This is a genomic window from Ruegeria sp. CH5, assembly GCF_056537025.1.
The window spans coordinates 1,180,242-1,198,547 of sequence record NZ_JBQFQT010000001.1 but is presented as its reverse complement, the minus strand read 5'-3'; the positions used below and the strand labels follow the sequence as shown (position 1 = coordinate 1,198,547).

13 protein-coding genes and 1 tRNA gene are annotated in these 18,306 nt (G+C 60.1%); 4 read left to right on the top strand and 10 right to left on the bottom strand.

Annotation, left to right across the window (positions count from 1 at the left end; all coding sequences use genetic code 11):
* Positions 1-51 precede the first annotated feature (51 nt).
* The 8 genes from ACR0JC_RS05950 to ACR0JC_RS05915 form a co-directional block, all read right to left on the bottom strand.
* On the bottom strand, positions 52-1,272 hold the full coding sequence (locus tag ACR0JC_RS05950; protein WP_170338068.1) for an aminopeptidase P family protein: 1,221 nt from the start codon (positions 1,270-1,272) through the stop codon (positions 52-54).
* Between the two features lie 163 nt (positions 1,273-1,435).
* Positions 1,436-2,647, bottom strand: a complete 1,212-nt coding sequence (locus ACR0JC_RS05945; protein WP_170338070.1) for an ABC transporter permease — start codon at positions 2,645-2,647, stop codon at positions 1,436-1,438.
* A 5-nt stretch (positions 2,648-2,652) separates the two neighbouring features.
* Positions 2,653-3,927 carry an ABC transporter permease gene (locus tag ACR0JC_RS05940; protein WP_170338072.1) on the bottom strand — a complete coding sequence of 425 codons (1,275 nt, stop codon included), beginning with the start codon at positions 3,925-3,927 and terminating at the stop codon, positions 2,653-2,655.
* 73 nt (positions 3,928-4,000) lie between these two features.
* A complete protein-coding gene (locus ACR0JC_RS05935) occupies positions 4,001-5,092 on the bottom strand; it encodes an extracellular solute-binding protein (RefSeq protein WP_093962659.1) in 1,092 nt (363 codons plus the stop codon).
* A gap of 103 nt (positions 5,093-5,195) precedes the next feature.
* On the bottom strand, positions 5,196-6,344 hold the full coding sequence (locus tag ACR0JC_RS05930) for an ABC transporter ATP-binding protein (protein ID WP_174819681.1): 1,149 nt from the start codon (positions 6,342-6,344) through the stop codon (positions 5,196-5,198).
* An 81-nt stretch (positions 6,345-6,425) separates the two neighbouring features.
* The gene (locus ACR0JC_RS05925; protein WP_170338076.1) at positions 6,426-7,142 is read right to left on the bottom strand and encodes a maleate cis-trans isomerase family protein; all 717 of its coding nucleotides are present in this window, start codon (positions 7,140-7,142) and stop codon (positions 6,426-6,428) included.
* Complete coding sequence (locus ACR0JC_RS05920; protein ID WP_170338078.1) at positions 7,139-8,284, bottom strand: M24 family metallopeptidase; 1,146 nt, start codon at positions 8,282-8,284, stop codon at positions 7,139-7,141. The genes ACR0JC_RS05925 and ACR0JC_RS05920 overlap by 4 nt, the downstream gene beginning before the upstream one ends.
* Entirely contained in the window at positions 8,281-9,324 is a 1,044-nt protein-coding gene (locus tag ACR0JC_RS05915) for a pyridoxal-phosphate dependent enzyme (protein WP_170338080.1), read from the bottom strand. Before ACR0JC_RS05915 ends, ACR0JC_RS05920 begins: the two co-directional genes overlap by 4 nt.
* Before the next feature lie 237 nt (positions 9,325-9,561).
* Between ACR0JC_RS05915 and ACR0JC_RS05910 the strand changes: the two genes are divergently transcribed.
* Positions 9,562-9,647: transfer RNA gene (locus tag ACR0JC_RS05910), tRNA-Leu, on the top strand.
* Positions 9,648-9,679: 32 nt separating this feature from the next.
* Here the strand turns inward: ACR0JC_RS05910 and ACR0JC_RS05905 are convergent.
* Together ACR0JC_RS05905 and ACR0JC_RS05900 are read right to left on the bottom strand one after the other, a co-directional pair.
* On the bottom strand, positions 9,680-10,177 hold the full coding sequence (locus tag ACR0JC_RS05905; protein WP_093962654.1) for a hypothetical protein: 498 nt from the start codon (positions 10,175-10,177) through the stop codon (positions 9,680-9,682).
* Positions 10,170-10,922 (bottom strand): helix-turn-helix transcriptional regulator, encoded by a 753-nt coding sequence (locus tag ACR0JC_RS05900; RefSeq protein WP_254430693.1) that lies wholly within the window; start codon positions 10,920-10,922, stop codon positions 10,170-10,172. Before ACR0JC_RS05900 ends, ACR0JC_RS05905 begins: the two co-directional genes overlap by 8 nt.
* A 603-nt stretch (positions 10,923-11,525) precedes the next feature.
* Here ACR0JC_RS05900 and ACR0JC_RS05895 point away from each other — a divergent pair.
* The 3 genes from ACR0JC_RS05895 (at position 11,526) to ACR0JC_RS05885 (ending at position 18,297) form a co-directional block, all read left to right on the top strand.
* Complete coding sequence (locus ACR0JC_RS05895; protein WP_170338082.1) at positions 11,526-13,880, top strand: hypothetical protein; 2,355 nt, start codon at positions 11,526-11,528, stop codon at positions 13,878-13,880.
* A 133-nt stretch (positions 13,881-14,013) separates the two neighbouring features.
* Positions 14,014-15,969, top strand: coding sequence for a type I secretion protein (locus tag ACR0JC_RS05890; protein WP_170338084.1), 1,956 nt, complete (start codon positions 14,014-14,016; stop codon positions 15,967-15,969).
* Positions 15,970-16,005: 36 nt separating this feature from the next.
* Positions 16,006-18,297 carry a type I secretion system permease/ATPase gene (locus ACR0JC_RS05885; RefSeq protein ID WP_170338087.1) on the top strand — a complete coding sequence of 764 codons (2,292 nt, stop codon included), beginning with the start codon at positions 16,006-16,008 and terminating at the stop codon, positions 18,295-18,297.
* Positions 18,298-18,306: the final 9 nt, after the last annotated feature.

Here is an 18,306-nt window from a genome sequence, read left to right as displayed (position 1 = left end):
ACCCGTTTCAGGCGGAAACAGGGGCAAGGCTGATGCCTCGCCCCCTTTGCATCACGCATTGATGATGTTGTGTTCCGGTCCGTACGGAAAGCCGGTGATATTCTCGGCCCCATCCTCGCCTACGACCAGAATGTCGTGCTCGCGATAGCCGCCCGCGCCGGGCTGACCTTCGGGAATCCACAGCATCGGCTCGATGGACACGACCATGCCCGGTTCGAGCACCGTGTCGATGTCCTCACGCAGTTCCAGCCCCGCTTCACGACCGTAGTAGTGGCTGAGAATGCCGAAGGAATGCCCATATCCGAACGAGCGGTATTGCAGCAGGCCCTGATCGGCGAAGAACCGGTTGATCTCGGCTGTGATGCCGGAACAGGTCGCGCCGGGTTTGATCAGGCTCAACCCCAGCTCGTGCGCGGCTACATTGGCCTGCCACAGGCGCAGGCTGTCGGCGTCGGGCTCGCCCAAGAACAGGGTGCGTTCCAGCGCGGTGTAATAGCCCGAGATCATCGGGAATGTGTTGAGTGACAGGATATCGCCATTCTGCAAGGCCCGCTTGGTGACCGGGTTGTGTGCGCCGTCGGTGTTCAGGCCCGACTGGAACCAGACCCAGGTGTCGCGGTACTCGGCGTCGGGATAGGCGCGGGCGATCTCGATCTCCATCGCATCGCGACCGGCCATGGCGATCTCGATCTCTGTGGCACCTTCACGGATGGCGGCATGGATGGCCGCGCCGCCCACATCCGCCGTGCGTGCGCCGCCCTTGATCAACTCGATCTCTTCGGCCGATTTCACCATCCGCGCGGCCATCGTGTCGGGGGCGATGTCCACAAGCTCAGGCTGGTTCAGCATGGACAGGGCCGTGTCGCGCGCAGCCAGCGTCATGTGGTCGCTTTCGATGCCGATCCGGCGGGCAGTCCCGATCAGGCTGGCTACGGCGCGCCAGTAGTTGTCGCGCTTCCAGTCGGTGTAGATTACGTTGTCTTCGACCGACCGACGCCAGGGCTGGCCCGCGTCGATATTCGCTGACACGGTGGTGCAGCTGTCCTGCGTCACCACGCAGCCATAGGGCCGGCCGAAGGCGCAGTATAGGAAGCCCGAGTAGTAAGCGATGTTCTGCATCGAGGTCAGCAGAACGACCGGGATGTCCCGCTGCGCCATGATGGCGCGCAGCTTGGCTAGCCGGCGGTCGTACTCGGCCCGGCTGAAGGGCAGGGGCGCCTTGTCACCGTTGTGGCAGGTGAAGAATTCGGGGCGATTTGAAAGGTCTGTCATGTGCTCTCTCGTTTCTTTGCCGGACGTGCAAAGCCCGGCCACATGTCCCGGCGTACAGGACAGGCGGTCTCGGGGTCCGAGAGCCGATCACCCCCTTGGGCGCTGCGACGCCATCGCAGCAGGGGGCGAACAGGGAAATCGTTAGATCAGGCCACGCTGTGGGTCAAGCCGGTGTCAGCCCGCGCAGACGTTCCGACCGTCGCCGCAGCAGCTCGACCGTGGTCAGCAGGGCGATCGAGATGACGACGAGAATCGTGGCCACGGCCAGGATGGTCGGGCTGATCTGCTCGCGCAGGCCGGTGAACATCTGCCACGGCAGCGTCTTTTGGCTGGCCGATCCGACGAACAGCACCACGACCACCTCATCGAACGAGGTGATGAAGGCGAACAGCCCGCCCGAGATCACGCCCGGCAGGATCAGGGGCATCTGAATCTTGAAGAAGGTCCGCACCGGACCCGCACCCATATTCGCAGCAGCCCGCGTCAGCGAACGGTCAAACCCGACCAGCGTGGCGGTCACGGTGATGATGACGAAGGGAATGCCCAGAACGGCGTGGGCCAGGATCACCTTAAGGTAGCCCACAAAGGTCTTGTTCATGCCCAAAGTGCCTTCAAGGAAGCGGCCGATGTCGCTGTAGAAGAAGAACATGCCCGTCGCCGAGATGATCAGCGGCACGATCATCGGAGAAATCAGGATCCCCATGATGGCGCGCCGCCCCGGCACATGCGATTGGCTGAGACCGATGGCCGCCAGCGTTCCCAGCGTTACCGATATGATAGTCGCGATGGGCGCGATGATCAGCGAGTTCTTGAAGCTGCGCTGCCATTCGTTGTTGGTGAAGAAATCCTGGTAATGCTTCAGCGAATACCCTTCGGGGTCCAGCCGCAGCATCTCGGGCGTAAAGGTAAAGAAGTCCTGCGCGTTGAAAGACAGCGGAAGAACCACCAGAATTGGCGTGATCAGGAAAACGAAGATCGCGCCGCAGATCACCCGGAACAGGTAGTGATAGAACACCTGCTGCGCCGTCAGATAAGGCAGCAGCTTGCGGCGGTATCGGCCCTCGTACAGCCAGAATGTGAACCATGCGAAAAACCAGCCGCCCAAGAAGCCGAGCACACCGCCCATCGGCCCGGAAACCGCGAAGCCGACGGACGCGAAACCGATGATGTTGATCCAGTAGGCAAGCCGCTCGTTCTTGAGGACCGAGATGTAGATCCAAGCCAAAAGGGCCGTCAGCGCCGCGCCGCCGATCATTCCCAGGGGGACCGAGCCGTTTCCTGCGCCGACAAACATGCCGGCAAACGCGCCGGCCAGTGCGACGCTGGGCAGGACCATGGACAGGGGCTTGCGCGAAATTGGTGTCAGTGCGGCCATGTCGGTTACCCCAGCTTCACGTTATCGATGCCCACGATCTTGTCGTAGACCCAGTAGAGGATCAGAACCACCGCCAGCAGGATCGTCCCCAATGCTGCAGCCAGGCCCCAGTTCAACGAAGACGAAATGTGATAGGCAATCCGGTTCGAGATGAAGACACCCTTGGTGCCGCCCACGATTTCGGGCGTGATGTAGTAGCCGATGGCCAGAATGAACACGAGGATCGACCCCGCTCCGATGCCCGGGATGGATTGTGGGAAGTAGATCCGCCAAAACGTGGTCCAGTTCGTGGCGCCCATGGATTTGGCCGCGCGAGTGTAGGATGGCGGAATCGTCTGCATCACCGAATACATCGGCAGGATCATGAACGGCAGTAGGATATGCGTCATGGCAATAATCGTGCCGATCTGGTTGTTGATGATGATCAGCCGCGCGTCATCTGCGACCAGCCCGAGCCAGACGAGGGTATCGTTTATTACGCCCTGCTGTTGCAGCATGACCTTCCACGCGGATGTCCGCACCAGAAGCGATGTCCAGAATGGCAGCAGAACCAAAATCATCAGCAGGTTCGACACGCGCATTGGTAGGGTCGCCAGCAGGTAGCTGACCGGATAGGCGAGCAGGATGCAGGCCCCGGTGATTACCAGCGACATGAACAGCGTTCGCCCGAACAGTTTGATAAGAATTTGCTTGTCTTCCGGCTGTGCCTGGGCACCTTCTGGGGTGCGCCGCATGTCGATTGCGTTCAGGAAGTAGCCGTTGGTGATCGGAACCGCATGGGTCTTGATCACGCGCCAGGTCTGCGGTTCCCCCCAGCCGTCATGGATCTCGATCAACTTTTCCTTGAACGGACCGTCGGTTTCAGGATCCAACCGTTTGATCTTGCGGCCTGACTGGCGGAACAGCGAAGACATGCCGGTTTCTTCGTAGTTCAGACGCGTGCCAAGCCGGGTGTGTTCCTTATTTTCGATCGCGACCACCATGTCACGAACGAAGGCATCATAAACGTCCTCGCCCGGTAATTCGCCGCTGGTTTCATCCCAGTTGTCCAGCGCTTCGACCGTCAAGGGCAGGGTTTCCGAGACAATTCCGTTTTCCACCGACCGAAACAGCATCGATGCGATCGGTACCAGGAAGGAAAACAGCACGAACAGAAGCAAAGGCGCGATCAGCATAAGCGCGCGCAGTTTCTGACGTCGCAATGAACGCGCCAGCGATTGCTTGAGCGGCGTTCCGTCCGCTGCCAGCATGGGTCCTGCGGTTTGGCTTGCGTCAGTCATCAGTGCCTCTTGGTTGTGCCCGGGTCAGATGGCGGCGCACCGCCACCTGACGTTTCTTCAGAGTTTCAAGCGCTTATTGCGCCAACCACGCCTGGAATTTGGCGTCGATGTCGTCGCGGTAGTCAGCCCAGAACTCGTAGTTGTAGAGGAACGTGTTCTTGGCGTTTTCCGGATCGGTCGGCATGTGCGGAGCCATGTCGATTCCCAGTTCGGCATGCTTGCCGACCAGCGGAGCAGACGAAGCGCGAGCCGGGCCGTACGAGATGTACTTGGCCTGATCCGCCAGGCGCTGGGTGTCGGTCGCGAACATGATGTAGTCCAGCGCGCGCTGCTTGCGCTCTTCGCTCAGACCGGCGGGAATGATCCAGCCGTCCAGATCGAAGACCTGCGCGTCCCACAGCATGGCGACGGGCTGCTTCTGCTCTTCGATGACGCTGAACAGGCGGCCATTGTAGGTCGAGCCCATGACGACTTCGCCGTCAGCCAGCAGCTGAGGCGTATCGGCACCGGCGGACCACCAGACGACGCTGTCCTTGATGGTGTCCAGCTTTTTCAGAGCACGATCCTGGCCTTCGTCGGTTGCCAGAACGTCATACACTTCGTCCTTCGGGACGCCGTCGCACAGCAGGGCCCATTCCATGTTGTTGATCGGACGCTTTTCCAGCGACCGCTTGCCGGGATAGGTCTCCAGGTCGAAGACCGCGCAGATGTCGGTCGGCGGGTTGTCTCCGACCATGTCGGTCCGATACCCAAAGGTGGTCGAATACACGATCTGAGGGATGAAGCATTCGCTGACCAGCAGATCGCCGAAGTCTTCCGAAGCCGGAGTTCCGTCCGGCGCAGGCGCCAGCTGGGTATCCGGGTCGATTTCCATCGCCAGACCTTCGTCACACAGACGGATCGCGTCCGCGGCAACCACGTCGACCACATCCCATGTGATGTTGCCCGCCTCGTTCATGGCGCGCAGTTTGGCCACGGCCTCGGCCGAGCTGTCATCGTTCAGGATGGTGACGCCGGTCTTTTCCGAATAGGGCTCGTGATAGGCCTTGAGCTGCGACTTGGAATAGGCGCCGCCCCAGGACACGATCGTCATTTCTTCGGCGGAAACTCCGCCTGCTGCAGTTGCCAGAGCAACAGCTGTCAGCATTGTGGTGGTACGTTTCATATGTAGCTCCCAGTTTTTCCCGTTTTATGCTTGGTCGACCAACGCACGGGTTTTCGTCGGTCGGTTCTTTCGGCTTGGGGGCGGATTGCGAAGCCGGGCGCGCCTAGGCGTCCAGAGCGCGGCAATCCTGCGCCAGCCATCCGATCTCGATCTCCTGACCCGGTGTCAGCCTGACGGCGTCAGGGGCATTCCGGGTCTTGACGATGAATTCATCATTGCCGGCCACCGACATGCGGAACCTGAATACATCGCCCATGTAGATGAATTCCTTGACTACAGCCTTGAGCGTATGCGCTTCGGGGCTGAGGCGATCCTTGTTGAATTCCACGCGCTCGGGCCGGATCGAGACCTTGGTCCGTTCCCCCGGTTGGCTCACGTTGATCGGAACCGCGTCGATCTCGGACCCATCGTCCAGCGTTACAACGCATTTCCCGCCATCGACGGATTTCAGAACGCCTTCCAGCGTGTTGTTCTCACCGATGAACTGCGCAACGAAACTGTTCTCCGGTTCTTCATAAAGCTGGTCCGGCGGTGCAAGCTGCTGGATTCGGCCATCGTCAAAGACCGCTACGCGATCCGACATGGTCAGCGCTTCGGTCTGGTCGTGGGTCACATAGACGGTCGTGATCCCCAATTCATGGGCCAGACGCGTGATTTCAAACTGCATGTGCTCGCGCAGCTGTTTGTCCAATGCGCCCAGCGGTTCGTCCATCAGAACCAATTCGGGTTCGAAGACCAGCGCGCGGGCCAAGGCGATCCGCTGTTGTTGTCCGCCTGACAGCTGCGCGGGTCGGCGGCTGCCGAAGGCACCCATCTGCACCATGTCGAGGGCGCGCTGGACCTTTTCTTCGCGCTCGGATTTGCCGATTTTGCGGACTTCCAGCGGAAAGGCGAGGTTCTCGGCCACCGTCATGTGCGGGAACAGGGCATAGTTCTGAAACACCATCCCGATGCCACGCTTGTGCGGCGGAATGTTGTTGATCGGTCGCCCATCCAACAGAATTTCGCCATGCGTCGCAGTTTCGAACCCGGCCAGCATCATCAGGCAAGTGGTCTTGCCAGATCCCGATGGGCCCAACATTGTCAGAAACTCGCCCTTTGGCATCGCGAGGTTAAGGTCTTTGACGACAAGATTTTCGCCGTCATACGATTTTTGAACGCGTTGAAATTCGACAAACGCGGCGTCGCTAGAAGTGCCGGTCACAAGACCCCCTGTTGCGTCAATTCTTGATCCGGTTGGTCCGGATTTCATTGATCCCTGAGCACATTAAAGACGCAGCAATGTCCGGCTGGCAAGACTCAATGACAAAAACCAATCCTCATTGGGTGGGATTCAAGGATTTTGCGCAGTGTTGAGGCGCCGCATGTGCCACGCAAGGGTCTGATTGCTGGACAAGACCGGTTTGCCGATCTGTTCACGGATCTGCGGGATAGCATCCAACGTACGAAGGTTGGTGCAGCTGAGAAAAACAGCTTCGACCGCTCTGTCCGAACCCAACCTCACCGCGGCGTCAACGATGGATTGCGTTGAAATTCGGACGACCTTTGATTCTTCGGAAATCCCAAAGGTGCCGAACACATCCATCAGGACCCCTTGATCGGCGAAGGCCGCGCGAAGCGCCGTGTTGACCTGCTCCACATAAGGGGACAGCAGTGCAAAGCGTGACACACCCAATTCGCGCGCCTGCGCAACCGCGGCGCGCAGCGGGTTGGTCACCGTTTGCACATCACAAGTCTGCTTTACCAGTTCTTCGACCTTTTCCGACCCGATGACCGAGCTTGCCGAGGTGCAGGCGTAACCCACAACCCGGAAGGGGCGCGCCTTGGGCAGTAAATCTGCCGCCGCTGGAAGCGCATGCTTCATGCGGGTCAACGTCTTGGTCGTGACCTGCGGGTCGCTGGTTATGCGCGAGACATAAATGGGTGACGGGTCGCCCGCAAAAAGCCTGCGGAAATCGCCTTCGATTGTCTCGTCTGTCTGCAGAACGATCAGGCCAAGCGGAGATATGTCCGGGTCATCCGTGTTCAGAGAAAATGGCAGTGTTGTCATAGCTCGGGAATCTCCCGTCGTGCCTTGGGGCTCAGGAACCGCGGCGCGCTTTCGGTGATCAGCACGTTTTCCTCGTGCACAAGTATTTTGCCACCGACCTCAATACCTGGCTCCAGCGTCAACACCATTCCGGGTTTCAGGACCGTGTGATCCGTTGGGATGAGCGAAGGCCACTCGGTCAATGACATGCCCAATCCGTGACCCAGGCGCCCGGCTTCGGTCCCGCCGCCGCCACGGGACAGGACCGAGTTCATCGTGTGATACAGGTCCGAGGCCGTCGCGCCCGGTCTGGCCTGCTCGATCGCGGCCTCGGTGGCATCGATCAGCGCGTGGTGCGCCGCTCGTACGGCCGGACTGGCCGGGCCGACGGACCAGTTGCGGTCGAAATCGCAAAAATACCCATCCCAAACCAGCCCGGTATCCAACATAAGCACGTCGCCCGGCTTCAACGGTTGTTGGGTTGCCGGTGAGATTACGTCGCCATATCCGCCCTGGTCGGCCGCGCCAGCAAGATAAGGCACCCAATCGGCGCCTGCGTCGAGACACAACATCTGGAACCGTCGAAAGACCTGATCCAGAGGAACACCGGCCGATGCAATCTCAGGAACCCGCTCAAAAGCCTGTCCCGCGATCAGGCAGGCGGTTTCAATCTTTTTGATTTCGGCTTGAGATTTGACCATGCGCAGGTCGCGCAGAATGCCAAGGTCGCTGGTGATCCTGCGGCGGTCGATTTCGGATTTCAGACGCCCGAAATCTGCAAGCGGCATCCGCAAGTGCGTTTCATGACCATCGGGGCATCCGATCAAGCCGCCGTCCGGAACAAGGTCGCGCAGGGTTTCGGCCAGCAACAATACTCCGTCGTCTGCCAGATCCGGGGCGGACCAGGTGCGGATGTCTTCGATCCAGGTCTGCGCCATCAAGGCCGCACCAATCGACGGGATCACCGCGACAGGTTTGCCGGTGGCAGGAACGACAAGGAACCAGGGGCGCGTCGGGCTTTCCCAGAACCGGGTCAGAAAGCCGCTGAAATACCGGACGTCGGGCTCGGTCGTCAGCAGCAGGGCGTCCAGGCCATGCTCTTGCATGAGATCCTGTGCACGCGCAGTTCTGTCCGCGAACTCGGCTTGTTCGAACCCTCTCACGAGGCTTGCTCGGTCACGATGCACAAAACGCGGTCCTGTGGTCCGATATTGAGCAAGTTGCGGCTATCGGCATCCAGAACGGCGGCCAGTCCGGCGCCGCCTGACGCAGTCGTTTCGAACCCGGCCTCTGCCATGACCGGAAGCTGAGCGGCCACGGTGTCATCCTCCAGCGTCAGAAACTGATCGGCATCCCGCGCCAGTCCATTCAGTGCAATCAGCGATGGCTCCTTGCAATCCAGCCGTCCCATGATGCTGTCCGGACCGTCTGCAAAAACCGGCGCGCCGGCTTGGATGCTGGCCATCAGCGCCGGGGCTGCGGCCGGTTCGACCACGATGATCTTGGGGTCGTCTCCCCAAGCCTTTCGGAAACATGCGGCAACGGCGCCCGCCATGCCTCCCACTCCGGCCTGCAGCAGGATCAATGTCGGAGGTTCGGGACACTGATCAACCGCCTCGACAGCCATTTGAACGTACCCCTCCATCAAGAGATGGGGCAGGTCATAATACCCTTCCCAAGAGCTGTCTGACAGAAGCGTCCAGTCGTTGTCGTTCGCCGCGCGGCTTGCGGCGCTCATGCTTGCGGCGTAATCGACGCCTTCGCGCACCACTCGCGCACCTTGCGCCGAAAGGCGCTGAGCAAAGCTCTCGGGCACGGTTTCAGAAATGAACACTAAGGCATTCGCACCAAAAACGCGCGCACCCGCAGCCATGCTTAGGCCGTGGTTCCCGGCGCTGGCCGTTACATAAGTACGGCCAGCAAGGGATGTGTTGTCGGGTGTCTCGGTGGCTTCGCTCGCTTGGTAGGCGATGACATAGGCCGCGCCCAATGCCTTGAACGACCCGAGATTCATCCGCGTCCGTTCATCTTTGATCCAAAGGCGGGAAACGGGCGCCAAACCCTGCGCTTCGGCCAGTGGTGTCACGCCGGAGGCAGGGCACAGCGACAAAAGCTGCGCCAACCGGCTGGAATTGGTTGAAGGGAAGGGGGCCTGTGAAAACAGTTTGCCTTCGCCTCGATACGGGTTGGTGACGGACTTCATCGCGGCCTCCCTCAACGATCCGGCAGACGTCATAGAAATGCAGTCAATCTGTCAAGGCATAGGGGTGAAATGCGAGAAATGCACACTTCCTGTTCCCTGGGAAAAGTGGCTACCTGCCCTGAACCAAACGGCGTTGATCTGGCTGGCGAATTGACCGCTTGCGGTCTTTGCAATCGGTATGGGTGCGTGTAAGTGTTCGGCACGTGATCCGGCGCCGGTGCATCAGACCGGCCGGATGCGGGCGTGATGGAATGGTAGACATATCGGACTTAAAATCCGAAGGCCCTAGCGCCGTGTGGGTTCGAGTCCCACCGCCCGCACCAAACACACTGGTCGACTTGGCCGAGGGCGATCGTCAGACCGGATAACCCAGCTTGGAGATCAGCCGCCAGATGTCCTGGTTCGCCGCCGACAGCTGCGCGACGACATCCTCGATTTCCTGCATCGCCTGTTCGTCGACCGTATCTTCGCGTCCCAGCTTGATGTCGGTTTTTCGATCGGCAATGCGCATCAGGATCGTTTTGGGGTTCCCGGTTTCCTGGTCGAAGGAATAGATGCAGTGGTTGAACTTGTTGCGGATGCCAGACAGACGGCTGAGCCGCTGCGTGTGCTCTAGGATCGGATCACGAACCGAGGCCGGCCTTCCGTCCATCTTTGCCAGACGCTCGACCAGATCAATTCGGGCGCGGGTCGTGTTCAGGGTCAGGAAAATGATGACGGCTACGTCTTTGCTGGTCCCCGAGAGGCCGGCAATCAGATGAATCAGCAGGCTTTCGGTGTTCGTCCAGACATAGTTCAGGCGGCCGACCAAAAGGATCAACCGATCGAACCTGGCTTCGAAGTCGTCAGTCAACCGAGGTTCGGTGCGCGTCCTGCGCCGCCGCCTCAAAGAAGAAATGCGCCGCTGCCGTTCTGTTGCTGACACCGATCTTGCCCGACACGTTGTGCATGTGCAGCTTGACCGTGTGTTCGGTGATACCCAACTGGGCAGCGATCGCCTTGTTGCTTTTGCCTTCGGAGACAAGTTGCAGAACCTGCTTCTCGCGCCGGGTCAGTTTTGACAACAGAGGGCCAGCCGCAGGGGATTTCGGAGTTTCTCGGGCCGTAGTCGCACCTGTCGCGCACGGCTTCGATGCAACGCAATTGGCCACAAATCCCGGTAGGTACAACTCTTCATGCATCAGCAGCCGCAGGATCGCGCGCCATGCGTCCGGGGCGACGTTCATCGGAAGAAACCCGATTGGTCCAAACCGGGATCGGTCCCATCGCTCGAAAACGAACCGGGCTGCGTCCTCCTTCCGGTATGCGAAGGCAAGGCATCCCGGCATGGACGATCGGACATAATCGGAGGGGCGGGCCAGCAGGTCCTCCATCATGATCTGATCCACGACAACAATCTTGCCGGAACCCTCGGCATTGCTTGCCTCGGACAAGAATGCCGCGAGGGATTCAAACCTGTGGGCTGCAACGCCGAATTCGTGCTGCACGCTTCGCAGGGTTTGGTTGGAGTAGAAGAGCTCTTTCCCAATAAAAACAATCATGAAATCTTCGTTTTCGTCGATCGTGCACGAACTGTTACTTAATTCGGAAATGCTCATTCTTGTGCCCCCCTAAATACCCCGGATTACGTCCTGAATTGGCCGTTATTGGCCGAGGTGAAACTGAATAAAAACAATCTAAAATCTGTGTTGAGCATACCAGAAAGTTCAGTTTTCTACAACTGCACGGCTTTGGGAATCGCCTGGTTTTAGAACTTTCGATTAAGGTCGTTTGACGGTCGGACCGCTTAAATATCGAGATTCAAATAACTAAGTTTTGCCGGCTTTTGTCGCAGGCCAATTTGGCTTCGAACACGACCCTGAAACGCGTGTTCAAGTAATACATTAAGCAAATCAGCGTTTTAGTGATGTTAATACTTTCTGCCAGCTAGGCAGACGGAACTGCATCTGTACCCTGTGTCGTGCTTCAATTTGCGAAGTGTACTTGTACCTGGCGTGTCTGCGGCCCGCGTATTTTCGCGTGATTTTGAGCAGTCACGGAATCGGCTTGGCCGAGAAAGGGGGGTGACAACACATCATTCGAAAGACAAGGCCGCAGACATGCGCAGTTTCGCGAATGGATGCTCAATAGTTTTTTCAACCGCGCCGAATATCGCTTTGTAGATGAATGGCGGTCTGGCGCTTCAAAAATGGAAGATTGTTATGCGACGCAATGTGAACAATACCAATGTCACGACCGTTGACGAAGTTAATGTTGAAAATCTCGAAGCTCCGATCTCGGTGGAAATTCCCGTCGAAGAAGCAAATATCGAGGCCGAACTGACCGCGCAGCAACAGCAGCAGGGTCAGGAAGTTCAAAACGCCGTTAACAACGAAGACGAACAGAACCAGGCTCAGGCTCAGGCGACCGAGGTCGCAAACGAACAGGCCCAGGGTCAGGATCAGGGCCAGGCACAGCAGCAGGGCCAACAGCAAGGTCAGCAGCAATCGAACGTGAATGGCGGCGATGACAGCAACAGTATCGCAAACTCGATCAACATCGATTTCGGTGAAGGTGAGTGGATCCCGCGCGACGATGACCAGGTCGATCTGGATATCGGTGACTCGGCATCTATCGGTGATGTCATCACGGCCGGAAACGACGTAAATTATGATCCCGGCGATGATCTGAACCTGTCCATCTCGATGAATGGCGACGGCAATGACATGTCGTCGATCAACAACCAGTTGGCCAGCCTGAGTGACGATGACACGCTGGATTCGCCCAGCCTGTCGAATGACGGCTCGTTCTATCAGAACGGCAGCGCGACGGGCGGTTCGGCCTATGCCGAAGAAGGTATCGGTTCATCCTCCGGCGGCGGTAACTCGGGTTCCGGCGGAACCAGCTACGGCGGTGCCGCAAGCGGCGAGACCAATGGCAGCCACGCATTCGCGCTGGGCGGTCACACCGGCAATGCCGGCGCGGCTTCGCAAGGCGGTAACGGCGCGGCCTCGGGCGGCGCCAACAACACGAGCTTGGGTCTTGGTCTGTCGGGCGCCGAAGCCAGTGGCGAAAGCACGGCTGGCAATGGCGGCAACGCCAACAGTACCTCCAGCGCCAACAACACCGGCAGTTCGAATGCCAACGGCCAGGGAACTGGCGGTGAAGGCGGTAATGCCGGCTCGATCGGTCTTGGCCTTGGTCTGGGACTGTCCGGCGCCAACTCGGAAGGCAATGCCAACGGTGGTGAAAACGCGACCGGTTCGATCGGCGCGGGCCTTGGCCTGGCCGGAAACGAGTCGGGTGCGAACGGCGCCAATGGCGGCAACGGCGAGTCATCGAACTCGGGTTCTGCATCGAACAATAGCACCGGTACGACCGAAGCGAATGAAGCGACGGCCGGAAGCAACACGGGTGCGGGCATGGCTGGCAGCGGCGCGCAAAGTGGCGCCAATGGCACCGGCGGGTCTGGTTCCGGTGGCACGGGTTCCGGCGGCTCGGGCTCGGGTGGTGAAGGTGCTGGTGGCGAAGGCTCTGGTGGCGAGGGATCCGGCGGATTCTCGGCCATGGTCGAAGCAGCCATTGCAGCGCTGAACCAGGAAATCGCGGATGGTGGTCCGGCCTTGAATGCGGCTGATACCGACGCTGCGACCGGTGGCGGCGGAACCACGGGCAACAACCCGGGTGCCGGCGGAGCGGGCACCGGTGGTGCTGGAACCGGCGGCGCAGGAACCGGCGGTGCCGGAACCGGTGGCCCAGGGTCCGGCGGAGCCGGCACGGGCGGCAGCTCGGCAGCCAACTCTGGCGCACAGGGCGTCGGCGATCTGGCCGCAAGCGGTCCGAATATCAGCCAGTCGCCTGGTGACGTGAACGGTGCAGCCAGCAACCCGCAGACGTCGACCGGAACCGGCGGAGCCGGCGGTTCGAACGCGGCCAATGGCGCGGCAAACGGAACCGGTTCGGGTTCGTCCAGTGCAGAAGGCGCTGGCGGAGCCGGTGGGACCACGACGCCAACGTCCACCTCGTCCGGTAACGGTGCGGGTTCTGCGGATGCGGTCAACACGGCCGGTACCGGTGGTGCGGCAGAAGTCTTTGCTGACGCTGACACAAACGGTTCCGCCGACAGTCTGGCCGAAGCCATCGCGGGATACGGCGGCGCGTCGTACACCGACAACGATGCCACCTCGACCGGATCCGGTAGCGCGACTGGCGCGGCCAGCTCGGGAGCCGGTGGTGCAGGCGGTGCGTCTGCGGCCAATGGTGGTACCAGCGGCTACGCCATGGGTAGCGCCATGTCCGGCGATACCACGGGTGGCGCAGTCACCGGTGGCAGCGCGGCCGGCGCCTATTCAGGTGACGGCGGAGCCGGCGGCAATGGCGGCACCTGGGGTTCCAACAATGGTGGCGACGGTATCGTCACCGGTGAATCCTACGCGTCGGCAGCAGCAGTGGTCGATACCTCGGCCTTCAACCAGACGATCGTCATGGGCGCCAACGTGCTTGGCAACTCGGTCGATACCACGATGGTTGGCGGTTCGATGAGCTCGACCTACGCGAGCGACGACACCGAGGCATAATGCCTGACCCCGGAGGCCGCGATTTCGGCCTCCGGTCTTTGATGAAAACACCGGGGCCGTGTTTCATGGCCTCGGTCCAACTTAACCCAGACCCGGAAATTTTCTGCCGGAAAGGGTGACAGGGATAGTCCAGATGTCACTTGACAGCATTACGGAAACGATCGCGCATTTTATTGGTACTTTTCAGCTCACGATGGAACAGGCCATCCTGCGGCAGCAATACGAGGAGTTTACGGCGCTCCGACGGCTGGCCGAAGTTGAAGGCCTGGAGGATCCGATCAGGATTGTCGTTAAGGCCGATCTGGATCTGAAGCCCAAGGACTACGACCCGCTTCCCTACCGTTTCCCCGAACCGCCCGCGGACCCGCAGTTGCCGCTGCCACCCGCCGGTCCGATGCTCGAGTCGAGCATCCAGATCGGTGACCCGTTGGCGCCGGGCGGATTCGTTCCGCAGTCCGAATTGCCTATCTCGGTCGGGCCGCAATTCTTGATGTTGCAGCCGCAGGTCGTCAGCGACCTGATAGGGTCTGCCGTCACTTACACATTCCAGACATTGGTCCTGCGCGACAATGATACCGTCGGCGCGGGCGACTTCCGCGATGCGGCGATGCTGACAGCGCAGGCCGAGGCCGCGCTGGACGTGGCGCAGTCGCTTCATGCGATGGCGGTGCCTTCACTGGCGATACCGGACTACATGACGCCAGAATACCTGGATACGCTGGTCGAACAGATAACGACACCGATGAACGGATCGGTCCAAGGTGTCACGGTTCACCAATTCCAAGGTGAAGACGCTGAAGGCATCATCGTAAACGGTCAACACGTGTCGGAGGCTCCGGTCTGGAGCGATCTTCTGCCGGCCTACCACCAGCCCGAGGAGGCTGAGGAAAATCTGGTGTCACAGTCCTATCCGGCCGAGTGGAGCCAGTCCGAGGGGCCGGAGTCACACGAGGGTCATACCGTTGTCACCGGCGGCAATCTTGCGATCAACGAAGTCGCACTGAACGTCGGTTGGGTGGATGCCCCCTTCATCGCCGTGGGTGGACAAGCGATCAGCCTGACGATGATCAGCCAGGTCGCGCTGGTATCAGATGTTGATGTCGGAAACACCGGCAGCGGCGCGGGCACCAACGTAGTCCAATCCGCCCAGATTGAAACCGAGGCGAATCCTGCGCCGTGGCTTGCCGGAACCTCGGCTGTCGCTGGTGCGGCCGGGCAGCCGTCCTTTTTGACCGTCGATTGGATCCATGGCGATCTGGTGGTTGCCAACTTCCTCAAGCAGGTCATCAACGCCACCGATATCGACCATATCCAGACCGAGATTTCCGCATCTTCGACCATGTATGCGATGGGTGGCAACCAGATGGTCAACGTGGCCGATATTGTTCAACTCGGCAGCTATTATGACCTGATCATGATCGGCGGCGACATGATCTCGGTCGACATGTTGTTCCAGACGCTTGTCCTGATGGATGACGACGTGGTGTCAGGCGGCCTAGCCGGACCTGCCGGAGGTGCGAACGAAAACCTGCTGATGAACCAGGCCTCGGTGATGACCAACGGCCTGGACCTGCAGGAGGCGCTTGAGGAGAACATGGCCGAGGCCATGGCTCTGAATGAGATGAACATGGCCGCGCTCGAGGACGCATTGCTGAACGATCCGATGTTCGCGGGTATGGAGCAGATGCGTGTTCTGAAGATCGACGGAAACCTGCTGCAGGTGAATATTCTTGAGCAGGTCACGATGCTTGCCGATCAGGATGACATTTTCCTGTCCGGTCCGCACGGTGCCAGTACCGAAGTCGTGGCCGGCAGCAACGCGATGCTGAATGCGGCCAACATCAACAAGCTGGGCGTGGACTCCGTGGTCATGGCCGGGCAGGGCGCGTATTCCGAGCTTTTGCTGCACCAGGCCAGTCTCATCGACTTGCCCGAGAATGAGATCAGCCCGGAATTTGCCAATGAAGCCATCGCAATCCTGATGGAGGAGGCAATGACCGCCGGGCAAGCAGTCAGCGGCCCGACCGCTCCTGTCCTGACGCCCGAAGACTTGGACGCCAATGTAGGAATGCAATCCATCCTGACCTGATTTTCCCTTTTTTACGAGTGACCAGAAGGTTTGTTTATGTCGATCGTTTTTTCGTCGCGCCGCACCCGATATGCCAGCCCGCTGGACCGGTCGGGAAGCGGACAGCCTCTGACTTTGCGACCCAGCGACATGGTGTCTGGCTCGTCACTTGCAACGGAACGGCTGACCGCACGGCTAAGGCTGACCAAGGAGATGCGCGTGCCCGTGACCGAGCAGAGCCAGAACAAGGCAGCGCAGGAGGACCCGGCGACAGCGCAGAAGGAGCATGAGGTTGCTCGGAATGCTGCGGCTCCGGCACCGGAAGCCCGGGACGAAACCGATCAGAAAACAACAGACGACAACACACTGGAAACAACATTCAGCGCCGCTTCTCCCCGACGGCGCGAAACGCCGGAGACCGTCGCCGTGGAAGGGCGTGCGGGTGACGGCGAAGGGGTGGCCAATGCCGAGGACTCGGAACCGCAAACCGTCGAAAGCCCGACCGCGCGCATGACCCCCTCGTCCCGGTCGGGTGGGACGGATCGCATGGGCACCACTATCGAGGCCGAAGCGAACAAGCCGCTGCTGCGCACTGGTTCAGGCGATGGCGGCGGCAAAGGGCCACCCCAAACTTTTCACAAGCGCACGCCGCCCGAAGACTTTCAACGCACCCTTCGGACCTCGATGCGAGCGATATGGCGGAACCTTGCCTTTGTTCTGGTTCTGACTTGCGCGACCAATCTGCTGATCCTGGCGATCCCGATCTATCTGTTCCAGATCAGTGACCGGGTGCTGACCAGCCGCTCGCTGGACACGCTGATCATGCTGACGGCGATCGTGGCCGGGGCAATCATCTTTCAATCGGCTTTCGATGCGGTGCGGCGCTTCATGTTGATGCGCACCGGAGTCGAAGTGGCGGCGCGACTGGGCGCTCCGACCCTCAGTGCCGCGGCGCATGCCTCGTTGCACGGGACGGGACGCGAGTATCAGACGCTGGGTGATCTGCAGCAGATCCGCGGCTTTCTCGTTTCAAGCACCCTTCTGTCCTTTTTGGATGTTCCGTTTGCGCCGTTGTTCATCCTTATGATTTTCTTGGTCCACCCCGAGTTGGGCATGATCGTGGTGGTGACGGCCGTGATCCTGATGGTTATCGCGCTGATCAACCAGCGGATGACGGCCAAACCGTTTGCCGAGGCCAACATGGCCCAGTCTCTGGCCAACCAGCATCTGGATTCGATGTCGCGGAACAGCCAGATCATCAACGCACTTGCAATGATCCCCGAGGCGGTTCGGATCTGGGGACGCGACACCGCCAACTCCCTGACCTGGCAGGTCCGGGCGCAGGACAGAAACGTGGTGTTCGCGGCGATCTCGCGCACCGTGCGCCTGCTGACGCAGGTCGGCATTCTGGGATGGGGGGCCTATCTGGCCCTGCAAGGCGAAATCACGGGCGGTATGGTGATCGCGGCCTCGATCATCGCCGGGCGGGCTTTTGCGCCAATCGAAGGGTCAATCGAGGGCTGGAATACGTTCCTGCTGACCCGCGGTGCCTACAGCCGCATCAAGGCATTGCTGTCCAACTCGGCGCTTCAGTATGAGAAGCTGCGCTTGCCCCGCCCCGAGGGACGAGTGGATGTTGAGCGCCTTTTGTTTGTACCCGGGGGTACCAAACGCGTGGTTCTCAACGGCATCAGTTTTTCGCTCAACCCGGGCGAGACGCTGGCGATCATCGGAAACTCGGGCGCGGGCAAGACCACGCTGGGCAAAACGCTTGTAGGATCGATTCTGCCGACCTCGGGCAGCGTGCGGCTCGATCTGATGGATATCCGAAACTGGGATCCGCGCCAGTTCGGCGAAAGCATCGGGTACCTGCCGCAGGACGTTCAGCTGTTTCCAGGCACGATCAAGGACAATATCGGCCGCATGCGTGCGGATGCCACCGATGAGCAAATTCATGATGCTGCAGTTCTGGCCGACGTGCACAACATGATCGCCACCTTGCCGCAGGGTTATGAGACCGTGGTCGCTGCCGATGGCTCGCCCCTGTCCGGCGGTCAGAAGCAGCGGATCGCGCTGGCCCGCGCGTTCTTTGGCAATCCGCGGATGGTGGTCCTGGACGAGCCGAACTCGAACCTGGATGTCGCGGGCGACAAGGCGCTGGCCCGGGCAATCGAGCAGGCGAGAGAAAACACGATTACCGTGGTCGTGATCACACAGAAACCGACGCTTTTGAACGTGGTGGACAAGATCATGCTGCTGACGGACGGGCGGGTCGCCCTGTTCGGTCAGCGTGAGCAGGTGCTGCAGCAACTGAACGGGCCGCGCCAGCAGCCCGAGTTGAAAGGGTAGACGGGGGTA

What these genes read in the sequence shown, in the direction of transcription:
- ACR0JC_RS05950 (WP_170338068.1), bottom strand. Translation starts at nt 1,272, where the DNA reads ATGACAGACCTTTCAAATCGCCCCGAATTCTTCACCTGCCACAACGGT.
- ACR0JC_RS05945 (WP_170338070.1), bottom strand. Translation starts at nt 2,647, where the DNA reads ATGGCCGCACTGACACCAATTTCGCGCAAGCCCCTGTCCATGGTCCTG.
- ACR0JC_RS05940 (WP_170338072.1), bottom strand. Translation starts at nt 3,927, where the DNA reads ATGACTGACGCAAGCCAAACCGCAGGACCCATGCTGGCAGCGGACGGA.
- ACR0JC_RS05935 (WP_093962659.1), bottom strand. Translation starts at nt 5,092, where the DNA reads ATGAAACGTACCACCACAATGCTGACAGCTGTTGCTCTGGCAACTGCA.
- ACR0JC_RS05930 (WP_174819681.1), bottom strand. Translation starts at nt 6,344, where the DNA reads ATGAAATCCGGACCAACCGGATCAAGAATTGACGCAACAGGGGGTCTT.
- ACR0JC_RS05925 (WP_170338076.1), bottom strand. Translation starts at nt 7,142, where the DNA reads ATGACAACACTGCCATTTTCTCTGAACACGGATGACCCGGACATATCT.
- ACR0JC_RS05915 (WP_170338080.1), bottom strand. Translation starts at nt 9,324, where the DNA reads ATGAAGTCCGTCACCAACCCGTATCGAGGCGAAGGCAAACTGTTTTCA.
- ACR0JC_RS05900 (WP_254430693.1), bottom strand. Translation starts at nt 10,922, where the DNA reads ATGAGCATTTCCGAATTAAGTAACAGTTCGTGCACGATCGACGAAAAC.
- ACR0JC_RS05895 (WP_170338082.1), top strand. Translation starts at nt 11,526, where the DNA reads ATGCGACGCAATGTGAACAATACCAATGTCACGACCGTTGACGAAGTT.
- ACR0JC_RS05890 (WP_170338084.1), top strand. Translation starts at nt 14,014, where the DNA reads ATGTCACTTGACAGCATTACGGAAACGATCGCGCATTTTATTGGTACT.
- ACR0JC_RS05885 (WP_170338087.1), top strand. Translation starts at nt 16,006, where the DNA reads ATGTCGATCGTTTTTTCGTCGCGCCGCACCCGATATGCCAGCCCGCTG.